Consider the following 25,174-nt stretch of genomic DNA (forward strand, 5'->3'; position numbering starts at 1 on the left):
TTACGCCCTTCAAGTCGAGCGGCGCCGAACTGGTCATGGGCAGCGGAACCTTCGTGGCGCCGAAGACGCTAGAGGTCCGGCTGAACGACGGCGGTATGCGGCGGCTGACCGGCGACAAGGTCATCATCGATGTCGGTTCGCATGCGGCGATACCGAGCATTCCCGGCCTCGCGGAAGCCCACCCGCTCACGCATATCGAGGCACTTGAGCTGGATGCGGTGCCCTCGCATCTGATTGTGCTCGGTGGCGGCTATGTCGGTCTGGAACTGGCGCAGGCCTACCGCCGCTTCGGCAGCCAGGTCACGGTCATCGAGGCCGGCTCTCAGCTCATGAGCCGCGAGGATTCAGGCGTCGCGGACACTATGCAGCGGATCCTGCGCGAGGAAGGCGTTCGGCTTCTGCTGTCTGCCACCACACTGAGCGTGAGCGGCCGCTCCGGCGGCGAAGTGACCCTCGCCGTCCGCACGCCGACCGGCGATGAGAAGCTCCAAGGAAGCCATATCCTCGTCGCGGCAGGGCGCGTGCCCAATACGGCCGGAATCGGACTTGAGGAAGCCGGCGTCGAACTGGACGCGCGCGGCTACATCCGCGTCAACGACCGGCTTGAAACAACCGTGCCAAATGTCTGGGCTGTCGGTGACTGTGCCGGCAGCCCGCAGTTCACGCACGTCTCGGTCGACGATTTCCGCATCATCGCGGACAACCTGACCGGCGGTACGCGCAGCACGGGTGACCGGCTGGTGCCGTACTGCGTGTTCACCGATCCGCCGCTCGCCCATGTCGGACTGAGCGAACGCGACGCGCAACACATGGGCGTTGCGGTGCGCGTCGCCTCGCTGCCGATGGAGGCCGTGCTGCGAACCCACACAACAGGAGAAACCTCCGGCTTCATGAAGGTTCTCGTCGGCGCAAGCGACGATCTCGTTCTTGGCTTCACGATGATCGGGTCTGAGGCCGGCGAGGTCATGGCCGTGATGCAAACGGCGATGCTCGCGCGACTACCCTACACGACCCTGCGCGACGCCGTCATCGCGCATTTGACGGTGGCTGAAGGACTGGGGCAGCTAATGGCGAACGTGCCGCCTCGTTGAGGGATGATGGATATCGGCATCCAGATGGTTCGATAGGCAAGCTTGCGGACAGAGTCGCCGTTTGGCGGTGGTGACGTTGGTGGTGGCACCGTGCTGATGAAGCGTTGGGTGCTGAGAAAGGCGCTCACATTGGTGCCGAATTAGGTGCGCCCGCGGGGATCGCGTGCGCCGACGAAGTGACGGAACGATGTCGCCTAATGGGCACTTTTCGGACATGGCTAATCTGGCGGGCGATGTCCGCTTCTAAGTGGATTGTGTTGCAAAACTCGAAAATCGCCGGGCCTCGAAAATCTTGCAAATGATGCATTGTTTGCGATTCCAGCCGCCGCAAGGTCTGTAGAATCGATACGAGCTTCGGCAGTTGGTTTTGCTGTATTTGATATGGTCCCTCACATCGCGGCGAGCGAGATGCACCAGCGGTCCTGAGAATTTTCAGTCATCGCGAAAAAGGACTTTTTCAACACAATCAAGTGAAAAGCAGACATCGTTATTATTCGATTTGCGACCGGCCGCTTCTGGCAAAGCAGTCGTTCGCCGAAACCCGACGTTCCGAAACGCGCCTGTAACGCTCTGAAGTTCTATAATGGGCGGAAGCCGGACGCGCCAACACCGGAGCGGCCCAGCATGCAGGTTTCAGCGGCAAAGGCTTTCGTCGGGCGCGAACCAAACGGCTTATTCTTGCCGTCGATCGTGTCGTCGTTAGAGAACAACGCGAGAGGTGCCAGGCAGCGAAGGTAGCGTACGCTCGCTTAACTATCGGGATTCACCGGTACTGTATACGACTCTTCATCGGATGAATCTGGATTTCGCCCAACTAATTCTGTCAGATCAACCATGAGCAAGTCGGTCCCAGTCGGTTCGATATGGCGAGGAAGAGACCATAAAAAGACCGTCAAATTTGCCAGCAACAGGGTCAGATAACTTTGATAGGAAATCTGAACAGGTGCATCAAACAGTCGAAATAGACTGTCGCCTGACATCGCCTGTAGATGTGTGGCGCCTGCACCTCCTTGGATAACGGACGGTCGGAAAGCCCGGCGTCGCCTTCTGTTTGATAGAGCCGGTTGACCGCCGGAGCAGTGAATCAATCGCAGGCATGGCGTGGACATGTCGATCTCAAGATTACGGGAAATCGGATATTGATCCCCTTGGCCGGCCTAATGCTTTATTTTCGGAGGTGGGCATGCAGTGAAACCAATGGGCGGGCGCTCCTCCAATCTAAGTATTAGTCTTCACTAGGCATCTAAGGAGTCAACTCTTCCAAAATGCAGTAAATTCTCACTGATCCCTGCAAATTGGAAAGGAACAGTGTCGTTCGACGGAAGCGGTATCTTCCTGAAATGCTGGGGAGCGCTTTTTGGCCGAGATCACATTTATTCTCTCATTTCCGATCGCGTGGATTGACGGATGGCGCGCCCGAGATGGGAGCCGATGGATTGGTTTTAACCGGTCCTCATTTGCTGAAATTTAGAAGAATTCATTCGCGGTATCATGCGGCGTCAGATATTAACGCTCCCGCAGCTCACCCTGCGACAAATCCTTCAGCCTCCTTCAAGACATCTGTCGCGGGCAAAATTCATCGCGTTCACCGACTAAACCCGCGCGAATCGCGTGAAGTAGAAGATGATCATGCGGGACACGGACCTACTCCACCAGGTTCTGCGCTTCCTCACGACCGTTGGGCTGCCCGTTATTGCGGCGATCGTGGAAGGGGTGCAACCGTGGCTGATTTATGCGACTCTAGGCGCGATCTTGGCGTTCGTGGGCGACGAGGGCGGGACCCCACTGCGGCGCCTGGGCTACATGACGATCGGGCCTGCGGGACTGGTTGTGGGCGCTGCCGTGGGAACAGCCACCGGCTCGCTACCAATCATGTTTTTGATTATCATTTTTGCGCTGGGAATTTTCTATGGTCTAGTCGAAGGCGGGCACGTCCATCTCCTGTTACTGTCGCGCTTTATGGGCTACGGCTTGGTGATGGGTAATGCGGTGATGCCGCTCGATCTCGCCGATTGCGCCGCTGCCGGCGCAGCGGTGGTCGATGCCTGGGGCACGTCGTTGCTTTGGGATCTAGCTCGGGGGGAATTTCGTCCGCTCGGCGTGCAGCCAGTCGGTAAAGCCACGAAAGCCGCGCTCACGGACTGGCGGACACGCTGGATCTTTTCGTTATGTGTCGGCCTCATCATCGTCGCTGCCAACTTGGCCGGAGTGTGGCTCGGTCTCGGACATCCCTACTGGGCAACGCTGACTATTCTCGTCGTGCTGCGAAGTGAGATGGAGCCGAGTGCTGACCTGATTGCCGACCGTGTCCTTGGCACGCTGCTAGGTGTGGCCATTGTGGCGTTATTGGTCACTGCAGCAGCCGGCCAAGGACCGCTATTCGCCGGGATGATCGTTGCGGCCGCTCTGCGCTGGCCGGCATTTCGCTTCCACGTAGCCCTGGGTACGGCGGCAATCACAGTATTTGTGCTGCTGCTTGGTGAAATTCTTGCCGCCTCACCCCGAGCGGCAAACCATCTACTGCAAGATCGGCTGCTGGCCACTATGGTAGGATGCTGCTTCGCGATGGCCGGAATCGGTCTCCATCGGATTCTCAAACGCCAATTGACGACGGCGCCGACCGTGGAGGAGCATAGTGCGTAAGAATGCCCGGCAGTGAACCGGCCTCTTGGGATGTCGCCTCCCAAGGTACAGTCATCTGATCGCCCAATCTGCGAGAAGCAGCTTTGCGCTTCGAAGGTCGGCAGTATCAAAACCCTCGGTAAATCTGGAATAGACGGAGTCCAGCAAATCGCATGCGTCACCATTTCGACCCCGACTATGGTGCAACCGACCTAAGCTCAAAGCACCGCGCAGCTCCCACGACAAAGCCCCTTGGTGATGCGCCAAATCTAACGATCGGCGGAAATAGTCTTCGGCGGAGCGAACGTTCGCTTGATCCGATAATAGAAGAATTTCGCCCTTGAGGCGTAGCGCCTCTGGCATCCACCAGAAGCCACTGTTTCGCTCCGTGCGATTTAACGCCTCGTCGATCGCAGCTAGACCGGCATCGAAATGACCGCGCATCGCGAGGATCTCGGCTAGGTTGCTGAGAAATGCCGTGTGAAGAACTTCGTACTGGGCACTACGTAATCCATCCAGGCAGGTACAAAGCAATCGCTCTCCCGCAGCGAGATCGCCTCTTCCCACGGATAGCAGCCCTTCGAATCCCAGACCGCAAGCATAATAGTTGTGTAGGGCGTGATTATCGGCATGGTCTTTGAGCTGTGCAATCGATCGCTCGGCCGCGTCCAAATCGCCGAGCCTGAGCGAAATGGTGCACCCGCACCAAGTTAGTGCGAAGCAAAGCGAAACGGGATGCCAGCCGGCGCTTGCGTCGATCAGGATTTTCTGAGTAGTCCGGGTCGATTGATCGACTAGACCGCACAACCATTGGACTTGCGCCACAACGCAGTGGGCTTGAATCGAATGATCTATCCCAGAACGCACGATATGAGCTCGTCGAATTTCTTTAGTGTTGTGTTGATGCGCTTGCTTGGCGTAGGTCAGCGCTTCGTTGATTTGCCCTAGGAAGAACAGTGAGCAGCTAAGCTGACAAGCCGCGGCTGAAATAGCGACTGGGTCGGTAGCACCTTCAGCGATTGCTTCGGATCGCCGGGAAATCATGAGCGCGCCCTGGAAGTCTTCGAGGCGAAGGCTGAAAATATTCAGACCGACAAGTGCGCGTAGTTGGTAATCAAGGTCTCGTAGGCTTTCGGCAAGCTCGGTTGCTCTCGTTAGTGCCGCATGGGCACGACTGCTCATTCCCCGAGTGAACATCAGCGCCAAGCCGAAAGCGGTCTGCAATACCATTTCCCGGCGAGCGTTCTGATCCGTCGATTGGCAAAGATCAAGAGCCTTTCCCATCCATCCGTGACATTCTGTCAACAGCGACATCTCCAGCCAAAGAGGAGCAGATGCTGCAGCCAGGTTCACGGCGATGGACAAGTCGCCCGCCGGCGCAAACGACCAATTAAGCCCGGCTCGAATATTGTCGATCTCGGGCGTCCAAGCGGCTGCGGAGTTTTCTCCTCCCGGATTGGTCCAAGCCGTCATGAGCAAATTTCGGTAATAGTCCGCATGACGGCGGCATATCATGTCTCGCTCGCCGTTTTCCGCGAGCAACGAAAGAGCAAAGGCTCGCGTGGTTTCAGGTAGTCGAAAGCGGACTTTGCCGTAGCTCATGTCAACCGCGATCAACGACTTCATGGCCAGGTTTGCTACTTGGTCCGCAGCGTCGAATTCCGCTTTATCCGATCCCCCAGCAACAGCACCCGCTGCCTCAAGGGTAAAGCCAGCAGCAAAGATAGCGATGCGCCGAAAAACTGTCTGCTCCTCCTTACCGAGTAGCTGGTAGCTCCAATCTAGAGCTTCGTTCATTGTCTGATGGCGGGGAAAGCTTGTGCGGCGGCCCCCGGTCAAAAGTCGCAGGCGGTCATCTAGACGCGCTCCGAGACCTGCGATGCCGAACATGTCAATCCTGGCCGCTGCCAACTCGATCGCTAAAGGTATTCCGTCCAGTTCATGGCAGATGCGGCAAGCACTCGCAGCGTCCGCGTCGGTCAAATCGAATTTGTTCATTGTAGCGGCCGCGCGTTCAACGAAGAGCTGGACCGCCGCAAACTGGAGAGCTTCGGTTGCATTAATTTGCGTCGATAAAGGCGGGGTCTCCAACGCCGAAAGCCGGCGTAGACGTTCTCCTTCCACCCGCAATGGTTCGCGGCTAGTCGCAAGTATGCTTATTCCGCGAGTTTCTCTCAGGAGACTTGACACAAGATCGGCCGCAGCGCCGATGACATGCTCGCAGTTGTCGAGTACAAGCAGCATTTGCCTGTTTCTCAACGCGGCGATCAAGCTGGGGAGCGGATTGTCGCTACGAATTGCCAACCGCAGGGCGGACGCCAGTGCTGTAAGTACAAGGCTAGGAGTTGAAACAGGGGACAGGTCAATCAACCAAACGCCATCTGGGTAATTGGATATCAAAACTTCAGCAGCAGCGAGCGCAACGGACGTTTTACCGATGCCAGCTTGTCCGACGACGGTGATTAAGCGGTGGAATTGGAATTGGGCGGCGAGTGAATTGATTACCTCGGAGCGGCCAATAAGAGGTGTTAAACAGACTGGCAAATTATGCTGGTTATTCAGCGGAAGCGCGGCTGCAGTTAGTGCCTGAGCGATACATACGGGAGCCACAAAACGATAGCCACGACCGTGGACGTTGACCAGAAAATGATTACCCCCCCGACCGTCACCGAGTGCACGGCGTAACGCTGCGACATGAACGGTGAGATTGGCGGGTTCTACGATGGCATTTGGCCAAATCCGAGCCATAAGCTCGTCCTTGGTGATTAGGGTGCCCGCGCCCTCGACTAGAGCGATGAGAACATCGAAGGCCCGACTGCCGAGCCGGACGGATCTTTCACCTTGCAGAAGCAGCCTCTGCTTCACGTATAATCGAAAGGGTCCGAACGAAAATACAGGATCCTCTTCTAGTATAGAAAGCATTCCCGTGATGCTCTCAGCCGAGTTCGAGTCGGACAAGCGTGAGACGAGGGCGGAGTTGCTTCGCTACACCAGCCATGGGTTCTCCTCGGCTCCGAACGCCCAAAAGAAGGTGCCCGGGGATGACCGCTGAGATTGACCAGCCATCAGCCCGAGTACCTTCTAGTCAGAGAGCGCCATTATAGGTCGTCGGTGCATCTTCAACGCAGCGCGCGAAATCGACTAATAAATTAATCCAAAAAGTTCCTAGTCTGTCCAAAGGCCGGCTTTCAGACATCGACCCAGAAGAGAGGGTCGCTTTGAAGCGCAGCGTTATTTTTTCACGTGTTCATCTAGAATGGACTTGGTGAGGACGAAGCAGTCCGCACCAACAGCTATGCCGCAATAGATCGTGACCTGGGTGAGCACCGCACGAAGGTCGTTTGGTGAAAGTCCGTTCGTGATCGCCCCACGAACGTGGTTGCTGAACTCTCCCATCTTGCCGATGGCAGCGACCATGCCTAGGGTGAGGATGCTGCGCTCGCGAGGTGAAAGAGTCTCGTCGCCCCACACCTCCCCCCAGCAATACTCCGTGGCCAGCCGTTGGAAATCCCGATTGAAGTCGTCGAGGTTCTCGAGGGCTCGGTCGACGTAAGCGTCTCCCAAAACTTGGCGTCGTTTTGCGAGACCGCGATCGAAAAGGTTTCTATCCATGTGCGTCACTGCTCCGGAGCTAATGTCATGTTCGGTATGCAAAAAAGGGCCGGCTGCATCCGAATAAGAGCGCCGACCCTCAATATCGTTGTCCGACGTGTCCGTAGGGCAGGTCTCGACGGACGAGGGTCAGCTCTAAGCAACATCGAGCAGCGTGTCGACGGCGCCCTTGATCTTCAGTGCCTTCCAAATATCCCGGACCGACACTGAGGGATAAGCGCTGTAGAATCCGACCGCGGTCACCTGCTGCGCGACGATCCAGTCCTTGATGCCCGGATCATTTATGCCGGGGTACCCCTCGAACTCATGAAACAGCAGGTCGATCTCGTCGGGGATGATGCCGCCGAAATCATCGATGTATTGTTCCCAACCGCCGTCGAAGGTTGACGCGAAGATGATGCGGGTATCGTTGTCGAATATGACGAACCGTAGGTCGTGAACGGTCGCTATGCGGTCGGTATTCTTTTGACGCTCCCCGGTAAATCCATCGGCGAGCAGTGCGCGGACTCGTTCAGCGGCGCCAGGCTTGAGCTTGCTGATGAGTGTGAACTCGCTTGTCTGCCCTGCTTTTGCGCCCGGGCGGACGATGCCGGCAGAGGCGGATTTGGCCACCTGGGCGTGTTGCGCGACGGTCATTGTCGTTCTCCTTTCTGTTAAGACTCAGTTTGAGACGGCGTTCATTCTGCCGTCGCTCCGGCTTCCAGACCGGCCAGCCATTTGAGCGCTCGCAGACCAGGCATGAAGCAGTACTCGCCTCCTTGAACGGCGACGAATTGCGGAAGACCGTGAAGGCGGCGACGAACCGGGCGTTTCGGAATGGTGAAGACCCCTTCTCCGCCGCTGTTGCCGAGGATCGGATCCTCTTCTCTTCCGTGACTGATGAAATTGCCGTCAGTGATCCACTGAGACTGCACAAACTCGAATTGCTGCCGCTGATGCACGCCGATTAGCAGGAACACGCCTCCTCGCGGGGTGCCATCGTCTTCCAAAACACCCTCTGGAAGGGGTGGGCCGTAGTTCGTGCCGCGGCGCAGAAATTGATGAAGATTCGTCGCAACCAATTCATGTTTTAGCGCGTCGCGAGGGTTCACTCGCCGAATGTGTGCACTGAACGGGCATTTTAGCCCGTGCATGTCGTCTTCGTAGTTGAATCCATTATTACGGTCCTGGCTTTCGCCCAGTTCGAGATCATCGTTTTCGGGAACAAGGACCAAAGGCGCACCGCTACGCCATCTACCGACCATCTTGGCGGCGATCAATTCCTCTTCCTCTGGAGACGAGGCCTGTTCGCGCAGGTACCTTCGAAACGCAGCGACCCTCATGTGAAATTTTCGAAAGGCGACAAAAGTGCCGTTGCGTCGCAAGACTTCGGGCTCCGGACTAATGGCCGTGGCCCCCAGTTCATCCGGATAACCCATGATGAACTCACCAGCCTTGACCGGTCGTCCCGAGCCGGGATGCACAACGGCGCCACTCCCTTCGACGTTCGGATTATGAAGCCCGTCCCTGAAGCCGAACGGATTGCATCCGTTCGGGAGCTCGCTGAATCTCAGTCGATACACGACAGTGATATTGGGAAGATCGTGATGAGACTGTCGCGCAAACGCTAAGGTCGCCTCAAGACTCTCCTCGTCCTTTGAATAGATCGCTATTGCGACGTGCATGTCGGGAGTGCCGAACGGGTACTCCCAGTTAGTGGGAGCGCTATCGCCGACGTCACGCAGAATGGACGCACGGGAAGCCATGCCTTCCCGGAACTCTTGCGGGAATGTCTTTAGCGATGTTGCGGGCAGCCCCAGCGCCTCTAAGCCATGATATGTGAAGGCGATACCCATCCACCCGGGTAGCGTCGGCAGCCACCAATCGTCGGCTGGCGCCACGTATGGGATGATACGGCGCAACATTTCACGTCCTTGCGCGGCGTCGTTGATGCGCAAAACAACGTATTGTCCCCTATAAGGAGACGGGCGCGGGCGCAGAACCGTCGCCTGTATATCGCTCACTTCGAGTACGGCGATCTTGTCTGTCGGCATGTTAGGATGTCAGCGCTCTTAGACATCTCGACGCCGCTTTCGCGACCGAGATAAAGACTCTCAGCAAAATGACATCGCTGTCCTGTCTGAGCGAATTAAGCTTTACAAATAGCGGCAAATCTAACGGTCGTCGGCGAGAACGACCCTTTCTGCTTCAGAGAGATTTGCGTATTTTTGGCAGGCTTCATTCGCTGAACCATTTGGTGCATTGTAATAAGCCGGCTGAATCGGACCGCGGACAAACCCGTGCGTCCGCAACTGGCCGTTTCGAGAATGTCTTCGTTCAAGAAGCTAGTTATTTGCTTTGTCGCGCTCGGGGCTGCCGGCGTCGTGGGCTTCTTCGCGCTCGCATGGCGGCCAGCGATGGCTCCCATCCTGGTGTCGGCGCCCCAAACCTTCGCGCCGGAATTGATAGCGATGGGTGAGGCGCTCGCGGGCGGGGGCTATTGCGCGGAGTGCCATACCGCGAAAGGCGGAAAAGTGTTTGCCGGTGGCTACCCCATGCAAACGCCCTTTGGCGTGCTCTACTCCACCAATATCACGCCCGATCCGGAGACTGGCATAGGCTTATGGTCAGAGGCAGCCTTTGCTCGTGCGATGCACGAAGGTGTTGCCCGCGACGGGTCGCATCTGTTCCCCGGATTCCCCTACGACCATTTCACGAAGCTTTCGGATGACGATGTAAGAGCATTGTACGCCTACTTCATGACCAGGCCCTCGGTTCGGGCGCCCGCGCTTGCGAACACAATTCCTTTTCCGTTTGGCATCCGGGCCTTCCAGGCGGGCTGGAAGCTATTGTTTTTCCGCTCAGGCCGCTTCGAGCCCGTTGCCGGCAAAAGCGAAGAATGGAATCGGGGCGCTTACCTCGCGCTCGGGCTGAGCCATTGTGGCGCCTGTCACACACCTCGCAACTTGCTTGGCGCGGAAAAAGCTGGCGACGCCTATGCCGGCGCAGTCGTCGATAACTGGACCGCCCCGCCCTTGACCGAGGCAAACCCCGCTCCCGGGCCGTGGACCCAGGAAGAACTGCACAGTTATTTGCGTAACGGCGTGAGCGTCTTGCACGGGAGCGCGGCGGGACCGATGTCACCCGTTGTTCAAGGTCTTTCCGCGCTTCCAGAAACGGACGTCCAGGCTCTCGCGGTGTATTTTGCCGACATCGACCATGCGGTTGATCGGCTCTTATCTGCCAATTCGGCAGTGGCGCGCGCAATGTCCTACGCGCGCATTGGTACTCGGCAGGAGTTCGACGCCGACGCGCGCCTCTATACGGCCGCTTGCGCGTCCTGCCACTACAACGCGGGTCACGCGCCGCTCGCGGTCCGTCCTGAACTAGCGCTCAACAGCGCGTTAAACCTCCCCGATCCGACAAACCTGATCCAGGTCGTGCTACGGGGCGTCAGCGCTGAGGAAGGCATACCAGGCGTCGTGATGCCGAGCTTCGAGCGAGCGCTTAGCGATACCGACATCGCTCGTATCGCCTCTTATCTGCGCCGCACTCGCACGAACCTGCCACCGTGGCCCGATCTCGAAGCCAAGGTCACCGCGATGCGCAGGCAGATCAGAGCCTCTCAGTGAAGGCCGCCGTCTGGAGTAACTGACCATGACCTCGTTTCACATCAATGGCCGTCCGATTGCGACCGACGCAGAGGAAGACACCCCGCTGTTGTGGGTCATCCGTGATTTGATTGGTCTCACCGGCACGAAATTCGGATGCGGAATAGGCATGTGCGGTGCCTGTACCGTGCATGTGGGCGGACGTCCGACCCGTTCCTGCATCACGCCACTCCGCGCAGCGGCTGGCGCCGAAATCACGACGATCGAGGGACTCAGTCCAACAGGGCAGCATCCGTTGCAAAAGGCCTGGATCGACCTTCAAGTGCCGCAATGCGGCTACTGCCAGGCTGGGCAGATCATGCAGGCGGCATCTCTATTGAAGGACTTTCCGACACCAACCGATCAGGACATCGACGCTGTAATGACCGGCAATCTTTGCCGTTGCATGACGTATGTCCGCATTCGCAAGGCTATCAAACAGGCTGCTGCCGAACTGCGGAAGGAGTTCACCAATGGCTAAGCTCCAACACCGGGCCGCGGATGATGCCCTCTCGCTATCGCGTCGCTCCTTCCTGATCGGGGTGGCCGGCGCCAGCGTAGCCTTCAGCTTCGCTCCGCTGGAAGCGCGGGCGGACTCGATGCCAGCGTCACCGCCTAGCGCGTTTGAACCGAGCATCTGGTACAGCATCGACCGAGACGGGATCGTGACCGTCAACGTCGTCCGCGCCGAGATGGGGCAGCATATTGGCACCGCGCTCGCTCGCATCCTCGCCGATGAGCTTGAGGCCGATTGGGACAAGGTTCGGATCACTGCCGTTGACACCGATCCGAAATGGGGGGTGATGATGACCGGTGGCAGCAATTCAGTGTTCTCGGACTTTCCGGTGTTCAGCCGCGTCGGCGCGGCCGGTCGGATAGCTCTCGTCGAGGCGGGGGCAAAGCTGCTGGGTATTGCTGGACAGCAATGCGTGGCGCGCAACAGCCTCGTTGTTGGCGGCAATAGCTCGGTCTCCTATGCCGAAATCGTCAGGCGTGGCAATCTCAGCCGCGCATTCAGTCCGGATGAATTGGCGAAAATGCCGATAAAGCCTGCCTCGGAGCGCCGCCTTATCGGGCATAAGTTCGATGCGATCGATATTCCTTCGAAAACGAACGGCACGACTCGCTACGGGATCGACGCGACTGTCGATGGCATGATCTACGCACGGCCCAAGATTCCACCGACCCGCTATGGATCGAGCGTGCGCTGGATCGACGATTCCGCCGCGCGGAGCGTCAAGGGCTATATCAAAAGTCTTGTCCTGGAGGACCCGTCCAATACGGTTCCGGGCTGGGTGATGGTGCTCGCGAGCTCATATCCGGCCGCCATCCGAGCAGCGGACCTTGTCAAGGTCGAGTGGATGGTGGGTGACGCCGCGAACGTCTCCGAGCAGGATATTCTCGACCATGGTTCAAAGCAGATCGCAGACCCGAACGGCGGAGCGCTGCTGCTCGATGACCCGGGGCTCGACGCGGCCGTTCGGGGTGCGAAGTCGACGCTCGAACGAACCTATACGACGAACAGCGTGCTGCACGTTCAACTCGAGCCGGTTAACGCGCTCGCTTTCGAGAAGGACGGCCTGTTCGAGATCCATACCGGCAATCAATGGCAAAGTTTGATCCTGCCCGTGCTCGCCCAGGCCCTCCGTCTGCCGCAAGAGCGGATCGTGATGCGTACCTATTCCATCGGCGGCGGCTTCGGCCGGAGACTGAACGGAGATTACGCCGTGCCCGCCGCGCTCGCAGCCCAGGCCCTGGGCAAACCCGTGAAACTGGTGCTGACGCGTCCGGACGACATGCGCTTTGATTCGTTTCGCTCTCCGTCCATTCAGACATTACGTATGGCATTCGATGCGGGGGGCAAAATTGCGGCGATGGAGCATCATGCATCTGCTGGCTGGCCCACAGCTGTCATGGCGCCCACAGTCATGCCGAAAGCATTACACGACGTTCCCTATGATCCATTCGCGATCGCAGGCGCGGACCATTGGTACAATGTCGGCGCGCAGCGCGTGCGGGCGCTGTCGAACGGCCTAGCCAACCGCTCCTTCCGTCCCGGTTGGTTACGCTCGGTTGGGCCTGGCTGGACCAACTGGGCGGTCGAGACATTCATGGACGAGGCGGCCCTGGCGGTAGGTGCGGATCCGGCAGCATTCCGCGTCGATCTACTGGACGGGGCGGGACGCAACGCCGGCTCGGCCCCGAATGCCGTTGGCGGGGCAAAGCGACAAGCGGCAGTGGTGCGGCGTACCGCAGAGAAGGCAGGCTGGGGTGTGGCCGTGCCGAAGGATACCGGGCTTGGCATCGCGACAACATTCGGCCAGGAGCGCGGCATGCCGACCTGGACCGCGTGTGTCGCGCGCGTTCAGGTTAACCGCTACAGTGGAGCCGTGACGGTTGAGAGACTGACGGTGGTCGTGGACGCCGGCACTTTGGTGCATCCGGACGGCGCGCTGGCACAGGTTGAGGGCAGCATCCTTTGGGGCCTCAGTATGGCGCTTTACGAAGGAACCGAGTTCATCGCCGGTCAGGTGAAGGACACGAACCTCGACAGCTATACGCCCTTGCGCATTGGCGACGTGCCTGAACTCGATGTCGAGTTTATCGACAGTGCGGAGGCTCCAGTTGGCCTCGGTGAGCCGGCGACGACGGTTATTGCCCCTGCCATCGGTAATGCGATCTTCGCCGCTGTCGGTGTTCGGCTTCGCCATCTGCCCATCCGGCCGTCCGCCGTTCTCAAGGCACTCAGGCAGTGAGGCAAGGAACGATGCGCGCAGCACGAGGTCCCGAAAAGCTCTCGTTTCTTAAGGAGAATTTGGATTGTTTTGGCAGCCTTTACTCGATCGCGAGCGCAACCCGATTTAGTGAAGGCGGGAACGTGTTCGAGATCAAGGAGAACCATGTGCTCATCGATCTTCGCACCTATCGCGTCAGACCCGGCAAGTTGCCGCAGGAGTTAGACCTATACGCCAAGCACGGCTTCGCCTCACAGATGCGCCATCTCGGGCCGCCTATTGCCTATCTGCAGGCCGAAAGCGGTGATCTGAACACGCTCGTGCATTTATGGGCGTTCGACAATGCTGGCGATCGGGCGCAGAAGCGTGCGGCCATGATGTCAGATCCTGAATGGGAAAACTATCTGAAGCTCGCCGATGAAGCGGGATATCTGGTGGAGCAACGTAACAGCTTGATGGTGCCGGCGAGTTTCGCCCCGATCAAGCGGTAACGGGCTGAAACGATTCCGGGGAGGGATATTCAGACATGTCGGACCATTTTTCCGGACCTCGATCTTTGACCGATCCGGCCGCTGACATAACAGACGTTTTTGCGTTCCCGTGTCCCCACAGTCCGCAGCATCTCGTCCTGGCCATGGACGTGTTCGGAAAAGCCGGTCCGTCGGCCCTCTTTTCTGACGCCGTCATATATCGCTTTCGCGTGCGCCCCGCCGCAATCGCCGAAACCGGGCCAATGTCTTCGTTTGCCATCGGGACCGATGAAGCGATCTTCGACTGCGTGTTCGAGGTGCCGTCTAGTCTGAAGGACGGTGCCCAGCCGATACAATACGGTCGCTGCATGACACCAAGCGGCGAAGCCATTCAGTTCTGCGTGAACGATGAGAAAGGCGGCAAAGGTAACGGTGTGCAGGTCTTTGCGGGACAGCGGTCGGAGCCGTTCTTTCTCGATGTAAGGATGATCGAAAAAACTGTGGCTACAGGACAACTCGCGTTCAAAAAGGTCGGCTCCGACACGCTTTACGGCACCAACATCCTCGCAATCGTTCTCAAAGTCGAGTGGAAGACCTTGCTAAAGGGTGAACCGATGTTCGCTGTCGTCTGTGAAACCCTGGCACACGGCAAGCGGCCGGTGCGGATAGAGCGGGTCGGTCGGCCGGAGATCAAGAACGTTTCCTTGAGCTGGAAGATGTTCGATCCGGTCAATCGAGATCTAGAAATTCGCGACCTCTACAACAGCGAAGACGCATTCAGACTTGCGACTGATTATTTCGATACCTATCGGGCGCGGATGAATGCTAATCTCACCTTTTACGACGGTCTAGACAGCAAGATCGATTGGGCTGCTGATGAGCAAGGCAACCATCCGCTGACTAAACTTCTGCTGGCGGACTTCCTTGTCGTAGATGCCTCCAAACCGCTCAGTGAGCTCAGCTACTTCGAGATTGAACGATCCATGCTGAAGGGCCGCATTCACGCGACGGCGGGCGGGCGGTGGCTCAATGAGGACATCATGGACTCCATTTTCACGCTGTACATCAACGGCGGAAACGGTCCGCGCATCGACGATGGCATTGCCGGGCCGATCACCTGGTCATCCAAGGTCTTTCCCTACATGGCACCGCCAAATCCGCCGAGGATTGTCGCGTCATGATCGCAACGGAGCACGATGAGGCCGGTATCGCCGACGTGGCGACCACAAACGGGTTGATTGCACTGCGCAATCTCGAGGCCCAGATTGACGCCCTGAGATCGGAGGTCGCGCTCAGCAATCCAACCGTTGATGTTCAGATCGCGCTCATCGAGTCGATCACGCTGCGCGGGCTGATCCTTGGCCGCGTTGCCGACTACGAGCTGGCAGAAAGGGATGCCGAGCGGCTGGTGCAGAGCGAGCCAGCCAATGGAGCGGCCCTCGTCGCGCGAGCGCGAACCCGGAGCACCTTTCACCGCTTTCTAGAGGCTTTGAACGACCTAGCCGTGGCCGAGCGCCTCATGCCGAACGACGAGAGGATAAATATCGAGCGTGCTGCAATCTTCCAGGCGCTCGGTCAATACGACAAGGCTTTCGCTGTCCGCCGGGAAGCCGCAATCCGTCGGCCGAGTTTTGAAACTTTTGGCGCTTTGGCCGGGCTTTGCGCGGAGCGCGGAGAGATTGCAGTCGCAGAAGGATTCTACATGGAAAGCCGGGGTCGCTACCGCGGTGTGTCGCCGTTTCCGCTCGCGATTCTTGATTTCCAGTTCGGCCTAATGTGGATGAACAACGACCGTCTGGATGACGCACGGATGTGGTTCGACGCCGCACGCAGCCGCGTGCCGACTTACGCACAAGCGCAAGGTCATCTTGCCGAGGTCGAGGCAGAACTTGGTGAGGTCGCTACCGCGGTTGCTCGCTTGTTTCCCTTGGCAATGTCTTCGGATGACCCTGATTACGCCGCGCAACTCGCGCGCATTCTCAGAGATGCTGGGCGCGTCGATGAATCTCGGCATTGGTGCGATCACGCAGCGGCGCGTTACGACGAGTTGGTTGTTCGTCACCCCGAGGCATTCGCTGATCATGCGGCCGATTTCTGGCTAACGGTAGGCGGCGATTCGGACGAGGCGTTGCGGTTGGCCAGACTTAACTTTGACGTTCGCAAGACGCCGCGTGCCCACGAACTGCTTTCCCGCGCCCTTAGGGCGAACGAGGCTGCCGGCATGACGTTTTCCTCGATCCTTCTCCCACCGGGCGACAAGTCGCAAGCTACGTCGTGAAATGGCGGCCAATCAAAGCAAAGGAGATATCGTATGGCCACGAAAGTGATCGACACTGAGCGCACGGCAATGGCTCAGAAGGTGACCCCTCAGCCCGACGGTCCTGGTCTGCGGATCGGGAGGAGAGGGGAACTCACCGGCATCGGCAAAGTGACGCCAGATGGTGCCCGCATCTTCCGCGAGCGCCTGCCGCAGTTTCAGGCCGAGGCAGCCTACTGGGAGAATCGGATCGGCACAGTTCAAAGTTTTCGGTTGTTCCTGTTCGATAACCACACTCGGATTCTGTTCACTATTGTCTATGACGACGACTTCAAGCCTTACGTCGAAGACCTCATGAACTACGTATCCCCATGGATGGATCAGATTGTTGGTGGCGTTTGGGAGGGGTATACGAGTTTCAAAGACGTGCCCACACTTATGGACCTTATCCATAATGCGCAGGTTACAGCCGAGTTCTTCTATGCCGCATACCCCGAAATCTCCTGTCGAGACGTCCAGAAGATGAAGCGGCTGAGCGCAGCGGTTAGCGAGAGGTTAGACGCCGCCACTTGAGTTCAACAATGACGCAGGCTCTCGGCCTTGCTGACATTCATGTATCGGCTCCGCGCTCCGGCACCGATAGCAAGGGAAATCCAGACTCACACCTGACCAACATTCAAAATTCGGCTTTCTGGAGAGGCTTCCCCTCTGAGGACTCATCACAAAGCCCTCCTTGTTGCCCGGCTGGCACCCGCGAATTGTCGTCTGCCCGACCTAAAGGAGAACGCGCGGATCATAAGGCGTTGAAGGTGCGAACTCGCCAGTCCAAGCGCGCCTATGCAGTTCGTAAGGCAAAGCTCCCGCGTTACGGGCGACAATCATCTTGTCCGGATCGACAAAGGTTCCCATTGGATTTTTTGCGAACTCCGCCGACGTCCGCATGTGTTCGCTCGAGGTCCAGCAATCACCATAATTGTCGACGTTGAGTTCAACGCTGTTACGATCGGGATCCTCATAGTAAAATGCCGTCTGCGAACCACCGTCGGTGCACAACACGGGCTCGATTCCAAGTCCTTTGAGCCGGGTATAGGTGCCTAGCAGATCATCGAGCGTTCGATATTCGAAAGCAACATGTTGTATCCGGTGGTGCTGCGTTCGATCGGGATCGACGTTGAGTCCAGGCAGTTGTACGAAGGCGAGGCGATGATTGGCCTCATCATTGGTCACCCATGCAGCATTGATGGCTGGTACGTCTTTGCCACCCGCTGCTGCGTTGGTCCGATGCACGATCCCCATCCCAAGTACTTTTCGGTACCATGCGACGAGAGCGTCTAGATTGCTTGTCGTCAGACCGAGGTGATGCAATCTGGGATGCACGATGGTTTCGGTATTCATGTCTCATCTCCAAGAGTTTATGATTGGATTCAATGAGACCTGTCATCTAAGATGAGTTTTAACAAGTAGGATGGTTTATGGCATGTTAGTATGAAAGATATGACCGTTGACCCGAGGTCTATCTCCGATCCTGTCGAGGCGCGCGGCGAATTGCGAAGGGCGCTCGCAACGATTTCGGGCAAGTGGAAGTTGGAGATACTCTGGCTTCTCAATCAACGCGTCCATCGTTTCGGGGAACTCAAGCGCGCAATACCGGGCATTACCCAACACATGCTTACGTCGCAACTGCGCGAGTTGGAGGATGATGGGCTGGTCATCCGGACCATTTTCGCAGAGATTCCGCCTCGGGTGGACTACGCGATCACCGACAAGGCAACGGAGTTACGTCCGGTCATAGATGCGATTTTCGCCTGGTGGAGACGATACGGTGATGCAAAAGAGCGTCGAAAAGCGCGAGGGCGCATCTTGTAGGCGCTACAGGGCGCCCGGACCTTAGCGGACTGGTTGCTCCTAGAGGCGCGCTGCGCGCCCTGCTCCCGGACCACGTCGATATGAACTTGTATTTTGCTCTCGACGCGCTTTAGCGGTTGGACGCTTCGCGCAATCCGCTAAGGTAACCAGCGTAACGGCGAGCGATAAGGCCGAACTCATAGCTCTCCTGGAGTTTTTCAAGTGCGTAGTCGCGGGTTATCTCAAGAAGACGATATTGAGGCTCCTTGCCGCTGATATCCGCGTTAACGAGCGACTTTGCAACGAGGCTCACCACTGCGTCTGCAACCTCCGCAGCGACGATGTCATCGCTAGAGACGACTGCAATCGCCGCGTCGAGGACAAATTCACCTGTAAAAATTGCAAGTCGACTTAGCACCAAGCGCTCAGACTCAGGAAGCCAATCGAAGCTCCAGTCGAGCATCGCCCGCAAAGTCTGATGTCGCGGAAGGGCCGTTCGGTAGCCACCGCTCAGCAGGCGTAGGCCACCATTCAGACGCGCCGACAGGCCGTGCACACCGAACGTATCAATGCGGCCCACGGCAAGCTCGATAGCTAGGGGATTGCCGTCCAGCTTACGACACAAATCTACCACGACCGGTGCGTCATGGTCGCTTAATTCGAAGCCATCAAGTCTTGCAGCCGTACGTTCCACAAACAGTTCAACCGCTGAGAAACGCATCGCTTCGGCAGCCGTGAGCTGCGCGGACACGGGCGGGACCTCCAACGACGGCAAACGATATCTCCGCTCGCCTTCGGCGCGAAGTGGCTCCCGACTTGTCGCAAGGATTCGTGCGGCCGACGATGCTTGTAGCATGTGCACCGCCAGTGAAGCGGCTGCCTCCGCGGCATGTTCGCAATTGTCTAACACGAGCAGCATCTGTCTCCCGCGCAACGACTGGGCCAATACAGGCAAAGTGGTGCCGGAGGGAGTATCAAGCCCCAGCACGGACCCGAGAACACCTGGAAGCATCTCAGGATCGCTGATACGGGCCAGGTCGACTAGCCAAACTCCATGCTCGTAACTGCCGGCCACCTCATCGGCTACGGCGAGGGCTATCGAGGTCTTTCCGATCCCACCAGGGCCCACGATCGTCAGCAAGCGATCACTGGATAGGAATGTCGCCAGTGCCCGAGCGGTGTCGGCACGCCCGACCAACCTCGTAATCTGGTTCGGTAGATTATGTGAATGCCTTTGAACCAGTTGTTGCGGCTGTCGAGGTGATTGTCGGTCCTCGAGTGAAACCGGGGCGACGAACCGATAGCCGCGTCCAGGAATGTTGACCAGGTACCGATGTCCTTCGCGGCCATCTCCCAACACCCGTCTCAGTGCTGCGACATGGACTGTCAGATTGGCGGGTTCGACGTACACGTTCGGCCATACCCGTGCCATAAGCTCCTCTTTGCTGATCAACTCTCCCGGGCGCTCGACCAATGCGAGGAGGATGTCGAATGCCCGGCTGCCGATGTTGAGAAGCTTGTCGACCTCCAGTAACTGGCGCTGGTCAGGTAGCAGGGAGAACGGTCCGAACGAAATTACACGCGTCGCTGATCCGTCAACCGGCTTGGAGGATGTAGACGACATGTGTAGATCAATGGCTGCAATTTCGCTGTAGGTAACTTCCGAATGTATTTGTCGCTGATCTGGACTATCTGGTGAGGGAGAGGGCAGATCATCATGATGCCGATCGTTTGTTGGTGCGGATAGGGTCATGATTGTCTGCCTCCATCATCCGGCGAAGCGAGAGCCGATCGGATGCTTGCGAGCAAATCTTTGTCGTCGAACGGCTTGACCAAATAGGAGGTCACGCCGGACCGGCGCGCCGCCGCGCGATCTTTCTCATTGGGAAAGGCGGTGATCAGGATCGTCGGAATTGCGCTGTCCGACCTGACTATGCTGGTATGCAGTTCGAGCCCGGTAATGCCTGGCATCTGCACGTCCGCGATCAAACAGGACGTGTCGCGTAGTAGACCAGATTGTAGAAATTCTTCCGCACTCTGGAATGCCTCTGCGGAGAAGCCCATGCTTTTAACGAGATCCACAAGGCTTTCGCGAGCCGATGGGTCGTCATCGACGATCGAGATCATGGGTTTCTTGAGCACTCAGAACCCCCATAACTAGCAAGTTCGGAGCTTGCATCAAGCTCAAGGTCGAAGCCACTCCGCATAAGACGGATTAGTTCGGACGAAAGAGGCTACCCAAGCGGCCTTCCTGGAGGAGCCGACTAGACCGTTGGAGTAGTCGCGCGCTACTTTAGTTTAGCTCTTCAGGAATAGACGGGGAAATCCCCAGCTTGTCTGCCATACGCACCAATTCAATCTGCGATTTTGCCCGCATCTTTCGCATGATCTGGCTGCGATGGACTTTTACAGTCATTTCGCTCAATCCAAGCCGCGTTGCGATCGCCTTATTGGGATGCCCGGTGATTACAAGCAACAACACCTCTTGTTCACGCGGCGTCAGACAGTCGAGGCGCCCCCGAAGCTCGGCCACAATCTTGGCTTTCTGGCGCCGGACGCGATCGCGCTCGATCCCGACATGAACCGCATCTAGCAGCTCCTGTTCGCGTAGTGGTTTGGTCAGGAATTCGATGGCGCCGGATTTCATCGCCCGTACCGATGTCGGAACGTCGCTATGACCGCTGATAAATATAATCGGAAGCTGAATTTTGGAATTCAACAAGGTCTTCTGAAATTCCAGTCCACTTCCTCCCGGCAATCTGACGTCCAGCACGATACAGCCTGGCGCATCGGGAAGCTTCTGTTGCAGGAATTCGCGGCTCGTCGCGAAAGATTTCACCTCCAAACCGACCGAGCGAAGGAGGTCCTCCACCGATTCGCGAATGGAGACGTCGTCGTCGATCACGACTACGATAGCTTGGTCCTCGCTCATGACCCAAAACCAACCGTCATATATGACCCCTCAAATCGAGGATCGAAAGTCCCGCTTGATGCCGGTCCCGCCGCCGCCGTCCAAAGGGGTCTTCTCGCCGACCATCTGCTTTGGGAGACAGTATTACATTTTGGTCACAAGTTCTCCCCCTGATCTTTCGGCAAGGTGAATTGAAAGATCGCCCCGCGGGGCTCGTTTGTGTTTGCCCATAGCCTGCCGCCGTGGGCCTCAATGATCGAGCGGCTGACTGCGAGCCCCATGCCCATGCCGTCGGGCTTCGTCGTGTAGAAAGCGCCGAAGATCTCTTCGAGTTTCTCCTGGTCCAGCCCGGGGCCGGAATCACCCACGGTTAAGCTCACGTCGCCAGAGGGACCGGCTGTCGTGGTTATTTGCAATACTCGCTCGGCGTCAGGAACTGCGGTCAACGCCTCTACTGCGTTTATCATCAAATTGAGGATAACCTGCTGCAACTGAATTCGGTCCGCAAAAATTAGGGGGACGTCATCCGAGAGCTGAGTTTTGAGCCACACGTGATTCTTTCTAACTTCCTGACGCGTCAACGAAATGATCTCTTCGACCGTTTTGTTTATGTTTAGCCAACCCTTGCGAGGAGGAGTCTTCTTAGCAAGATCGCGCACTCGGCCCACAACCTCGCTGGCTCGTCCCGCGTCTCTGATGATACGATCGATGGATTGTCTAGCCCTATGGATATCGGGAGGCTGGCTATCGAGCCACCGTACGCCGGCGTTTGCGCTGTTTATTACCCCAGACAGTGGCTGATTGACTTCGTGTGCGATCGAAGCGGTCAGTTCTCCCAAAGTCGTCAGACGTGCAAAATGAGTAAGCTGCGTTCGGGTCTGATGAAGTTCTTCATCCGCTCGCCTAGCTGCAGTAATGTCCATCACCGCACCAACAAATTCCAATGCACCCAAAGCATTTTTTGCAGCACGAGCCACCGCATGGACATACTTAGTCGAGCCATCCGGCGTCAGCAATCTATGTTCAAAATCCCAGTCCTTGCCTTCATCCCTCACGCGTTCATGAAACTTCCGAACGACAGCACGATCTTCTGGATGAGTTCGTTGCAAGACTAGTTCCAATGAGGGAGTCACAGATTTATCGTACTCAAAAATCCGGAATGTTTCCTCCGACCAAAAGATCTCCCCGCTGGCAACGTTCCATCCGAAACTCCCCGTGCGACTGAGCTTTTGCGCCTCTGCAAGGTACGCCTCGCGGCGTTGGAGCTCCTGAGTCAGGTGTTCTTGCTCGGTCACATCTATCGCGGTGCCAAAAATGCTCTTCAAAATTCCCTTATTTAGGACGGGAACACCGACACAACGAATGTACCGGACTTCGCCATCCGGTCGTACAATGCGCTTCGTTAAATCGCAGCCCAAACCCTGAGCGAGCATTTCTTGTATAGTTCGCGACATGAATTCGCGGTCTTCGGGGTGAACAGCACTCAAATACTGCTCAAGCGTGGGGGCGCCCCGCGCCGGGTCGAAACCATAGACCCGGAACAGCTCTTCGGACCAAAAGTCATAATATCCGGCGGGGTTGAACGACCAGCTTCCCTGGTGAGCAAGTCGCTGGCCTTCAGCAAGGTATAGCTCGCTTTGTCTCAATGCCTCAAGCCGCTGCTCCTGATCTGTAATGTCTATGGTGGCGCCAACAAACCGTGTCGCTACTCCGTCTTCGCGAAGGAGAGTTCCAAAACTATGTAAAATTCGAAGTTGACCATCTGCGTGAAAATACCGGTACTTGATATTCAGTGGCCGATCGTCATTGATCACCTGAGCATTCGCATCGATCATGGGTTGAAGGTCTTCGGGGTGTATGCGCGAAAAAATCAATTCGCTCGGAGGATATCCCTCGGAGGGATCGAAGCCGGCTATGCGCCACATCTCAGGGGACCAATGTTCGCAAACATCCCAGTAACCGCCGACGTGGCTGCTCTTGTAGGCCCAGCTTCCGAATCCGGCGAGTTGTTGCGCATGCGCCATATAGGCCTCGCTCAGCCGTAAAGCCTCCTCAGCCCGCTTGCGGTCATCAATATTGAAGTGCGTTCCATACCATTTGACGATTCGTCCAGTTTCGTCGCGTCGCGGCTCCGTGTGGCTGTTGAACCAAACGAATTCTCCGTCCGCCCGACGATAACGCGCGTCGCTCACGAAAGGCTGGCCAGCAGCTAGGGCGGCCAACCAGCCGTTGACATTTCGTTCAAAGTCGTCGGGGTGTAAAATGGACTTCCAGCCGGGGCCGACCCAGTCCTCCTTCGTAACGCCAAGGTACTTCAGCCAGGGATCACTGATGAAATCAACTTTCCCGTCAGGCTCGGCGGAGCCGATGTAGGCGGGTATCGAGTTGATAAGGGTCTGAAGCTCGCTTTCCTTCAGTCTCAACTCTTCGGTTAGTCTATCCTGTTCGGTGATGTCCAAACAGGCGCCAACAAAGCGTGAGATGACCCCATTTTCGAAAATGGGCGTGCCGAAATCCCGTATTACGCGAAGCTGACCGTCAGGTAGAATATACCGATACTTTGTATTAAATACTTGACCATGTTCGAAGAGCCCGGCGAGCGCTTCATCTGCTCGCTGGCGGTCTTCGGGATGAACACGTGATGCAGCCTCTTCATTATTTGGGTATCCCTTTTCGGGATCAAAGCCCAGGATGCGAAACATCTCCGCTGACCAATGCTCACATATGTCAGGAGGTTTATACGCCCAGCTCCCGACGCGGGTTAATTCCTGCGCGTGCGCCATGTAGGCCTCGCTCAGGCGGAGAGCATCCTCGGTTTTCTTGGAATCGGTGATATCCTCGCATGCGATCAGGACGATTAATTGGTTGTCGGACCGGCGTACCGCTTTGGCATTTTCGCGAACCCAAAGCACCCTACCGTCTTTCCGGGCCTTTCGGATTTCCCAGCCATGCGAAACGCCAAGCGTTTCCAAGCAGACTGCCACGTTCCTCTGGACGGCTGCACGATCTTCTTCAAAAAAAACATTGAGAACAGATTGTCCGATTAGTTCGTTGACCGCATAGCCGAGTTGTGCTGCCCCGAAAGTGTTCACTGAAAGGACCGTGCCGGCCGGGTCAATCATAAAGTACATAACCGGATTGTGCTCAAAGACCTCCCTCCATTGCTCCTCGCTTTCGCGCAACGCTTCGATCGCACGTTTGCGGTCTTCAATGTCGGTGCTTGTTCCATACCACTTGACAATGGTACCCCGCTCGTCGCGTAGCGGCTCAGCCCGGACCAGGAACCAACGGTATTGTCCGTTAGCTCCGCGGGCACGTGCCTCGACTTCGAACGGCTTCCCGGTCGTTACCGCCAACTGCCACTTTTCCATCACGGCTGGACGGTCTTCGGCGAAAAAAGTCGCAACCCAACTTTTGCCGGTTGCCTCTCCAGGGGATAAGCCTGTGAAATCTAGCCAACGTTGACTATTGAAGTCGCGCGAGCCGTCGGGAGCCGCGATCCAGACCATCGCTGGAATTGTGTCAACGAGCGCTTTGTTAGACGCCTGAGCCTGTTCCGCTATCCTTCGCACCCTCGCTGAGAGACTGGTAACGATGATCGAGGTCGTCAAAAAAGCGACTATCGCGACGACATCTTCTGGAGCGTCCACGCGGAGAGTGTAGAGCGGCGGAGCAAAGAAGTAGTTCAGACAGGCGACCGCAACGAAGGAGAGAACTACCGACACAGCGAAACTGCCCATCACGCACAGCAGTGCGACAAGGATCAAGTAGGCGAAGCCGACCGTAGGAACGTTTAGTCCGGCCCGGAAACAAATGAAGGTCAGTAATATGAGACCGCCGCTGCCCAGACATAGCTGCAAGACTGCGCGTTGGAAAAAAGATGTCTCGTTTAGCTTCACCTGCAATGCCAGATCCCTTTTGGCGATGTCCGGAGCAACGTCGATGTTGGCCACGAATAGAGCCGATCAGCAATCCCGAGGTCTCGATCGATCATCCGCCCCT

Annotated in this window: 19 protein-coding genes; 10 read left to right on the forward strand and 9 right to left on the reverse strand. The window is 57.2% G+C overall.

Translation table 11 applies throughout. The features are described 5' to 3' along the window. The coding region (locus tag UP10_RS31220) for an FAD-dependent oxidoreductase (RefSeq protein WP_044587845.1) at window positions 1–1,091 on the forward strand (1,091 nt) is incomplete at its 5' end. A 1,623-nt stretch (window positions 1,092–2,714) separates the two neighbouring features. Further along, window positions 2,715–3,734 carry an FUSC family protein gene (locus tag UP10_RS31225; RefSeq protein WP_044591048.1) on the forward strand — a complete coding sequence of 340 codons (1,020 nt, stop codon included), beginning with the start codon at window positions 2,715–2,717 and terminating at the stop codon, window positions 3,732–3,734. 51 nt (window positions 3,735–3,785) lie between these two features. Here the strand turns inward: UP10_RS31225 and UP10_RS31230 are convergent, their stop codons facing one another. The 4 genes from UP10_RS31230 to UP10_RS31245 all read right to left on the reverse strand — a co-directional run bounded on the left by UP10_RS31230 (window position 3,786) and on the right by UP10_RS31245 (window position 9,358). Beyond that, window positions 3,786–6,578 carry an ATP-binding protein gene (locus UP10_RS31230; RefSeq protein ID WP_197086931.1) on the reverse strand — a complete coding sequence of 931 codons (2,793 nt, stop codon included), beginning with the start codon at window positions 6,576–6,578 and terminating at the stop codon, window positions 3,786–3,788. Between the two features lie 366 nt (window positions 6,579–6,944). Beyond that, a complete protein-coding gene (locus tag UP10_RS31235) occupies window positions 6,945–7,325 on the reverse strand; it encodes a carboxymuconolactone decarboxylase family protein (RefSeq protein ID WP_044591050.1) in 381 nt (126 codons plus the stop codon). A gap of 135 nt (window positions 7,326–7,460) precedes the next feature. Continuing rightward, a complete protein-coding gene (locus UP10_RS31240; protein WP_050043859.1) occupies window positions 7,461–7,961 on the reverse strand; it encodes a hypothetical protein in 501 nt (166 codons plus the stop codon). Window positions 7,962–8,002: 41 nt separating this feature from the next. Then, window positions 8,003–9,358: a Dyp-type peroxidase gene (locus tag UP10_RS31245; RefSeq protein WP_044591051.1), complete on the reverse strand. Its 1,356-nt coding sequence runs from the start codon at window positions 9,356–9,358 to the stop codon at window positions 8,003–8,005. A 246-nt stretch (window positions 9,359–9,604) separates the two neighbouring features. Here UP10_RS31245 and UP10_RS31250 point away from each other — a divergent pair, with 246 nt between their 5' ends. From UP10_RS31250 to UP10_RS31280, 7 genes are read left to right on the forward strand one after another with little or no spacing between them, the layout of a single operon-like run. Then, window positions 9,605–10,936 carry a cytochrome c gene (locus UP10_RS31250; protein ID WP_245321974.1) on the forward strand — a complete coding sequence of 444 codons (1,332 nt, stop codon included), beginning with the start codon at window positions 9,605–9,607 and terminating at the stop codon, window positions 10,934–10,936. 25 nt (window positions 10,937–10,961) lie between these two features. Next, the gene (locus tag UP10_RS31255) at window positions 10,962–11,435 is read left to right on the forward strand and encodes a (2Fe-2S)-binding protein (RefSeq protein WP_044591053.1); all 474 of its coding nucleotides are present in this window, start codon (window positions 10,962–10,964) and stop codon (window positions 11,433–11,435) included. Next, window positions 11,428–13,710: a xanthine dehydrogenase family protein molybdopterin-binding subunit gene (locus tag UP10_RS31260; protein WP_044591054.1), complete on the forward strand. Its 2,283-nt coding sequence runs from the start codon at window positions 11,428–11,430 to the stop codon at window positions 13,708–13,710. The genes UP10_RS31255 and UP10_RS31260 overlap by 8 nt, the downstream gene beginning before the upstream one ends. 11 nt (window positions 13,711–13,721) lie before the next feature. Beyond that, window positions 13,722–14,180 carry an NIPSNAP family protein gene (locus tag UP10_RS31265; protein ID WP_245321976.1) on the forward strand — a complete coding sequence of 153 codons (459 nt, stop codon included), beginning with the start codon at window positions 13,722–13,724 and terminating at the stop codon, window positions 14,178–14,180. A 35-nt stretch (window positions 14,181–14,215) separates the two neighbouring features. Beyond that, window positions 14,216–15,340, forward strand: coding sequence for a DUF4331 family protein (locus UP10_RS31270; protein WP_044591055.1), 1,125 nt, complete (start codon window positions 14,216–14,218; stop codon window positions 15,338–15,340). After that, the gene (locus UP10_RS31275) at window positions 15,337–16,437 is read left to right on the forward strand and encodes a tetratricopeptide repeat protein (protein WP_044591056.1); all 1,101 of its coding nucleotides are present in this window, start codon (window positions 15,337–15,339) and stop codon (window positions 16,435–16,437) included. The genes UP10_RS31270 and UP10_RS31275 overlap by 4 nt, the downstream gene beginning before the upstream one ends. Before the next feature lie 33 nt (window positions 16,438–16,470). Next, window positions 16,471–16,989 (forward strand): hypothetical protein, encoded by a 519-nt coding sequence (locus tag UP10_RS31280; protein WP_044591057.1) that lies wholly within the window; start codon window positions 16,471–16,473, stop codon window positions 16,987–16,989. 201 nt (window positions 16,990–17,190) lie between these two features. On the opposite strand, the gene UP10_RS31285 is transcribed toward UP10_RS31280, so the two are convergent. Next, window positions 17,191–17,811, reverse strand: a complete 621-nt coding sequence (locus tag UP10_RS31285) for a VOC family protein (RefSeq protein WP_063775402.1) — start codon at window positions 17,809–17,811, stop codon at window positions 17,191–17,193. A gap of 90 nt (window positions 17,812–17,901) precedes the next feature. Here UP10_RS31285 and UP10_RS31290 point away from each other — a divergent pair, with 90 nt between their 5' ends. After that, a complete protein-coding gene (locus UP10_RS31290; protein ID WP_044591058.1) occupies window positions 17,902–18,282 on the forward strand; it encodes a winged helix-turn-helix transcriptional regulator in 381 nt (126 codons plus the stop codon). A 109-nt stretch (window positions 18,283–18,391) separates the two neighbouring features. Here UP10_RS31290 and UP10_RS31295 read toward each other — a convergent pair whose 3' ends face one another. The 4 genes from UP10_RS31295 to UP10_RS42250 form a co-directional block, all read right to left on the reverse strand. Then, a complete protein-coding gene (locus UP10_RS31295; protein WP_197086932.1) occupies window positions 18,392–20,014 on the reverse strand; it encodes an ATP-binding protein in 1,623 nt (540 codons plus the stop codon). Next, on the reverse strand, window positions 20,011–20,388 hold the full coding sequence (locus tag UP10_RS31300; protein WP_044591060.1) for a response regulator transcription factor: 378 nt from the start codon (window positions 20,386–20,388) through the stop codon (window positions 20,011–20,013). The genes UP10_RS31295 and UP10_RS31300 overlap by 4 nt, the downstream gene beginning before the upstream one ends. 166 nt (window positions 20,389–20,554) lie before the next feature. After that, window positions 20,555–21,193, reverse strand: coding sequence for a response regulator transcription factor (locus UP10_RS31305; RefSeq protein WP_044591061.1), 639 nt, complete (start codon window positions 21,191–21,193; stop codon window positions 20,555–20,557). A 134-nt stretch (window positions 21,194–21,327) separates the two neighbouring features. Further along, complete coding sequence (locus tag UP10_RS42250) at window positions 21,328–25,125, reverse strand: PAS domain-containing protein (protein WP_050043861.1); 3,798 nt, start codon at window positions 25,123–25,125, stop codon at window positions 21,328–21,330. Between the last annotated feature and the right edge of the window lie 49 nt (window positions 25,126–25,174).

The sequence above is a fragment of the Bradyrhizobium sp. LTSPM299 genome (assembly GCF_000938235.1).
GTDB lineage: Bacteria > Pseudomonadota > Alphaproteobacteria > Rhizobiales > Xanthobacteraceae > Bradyrhizobium.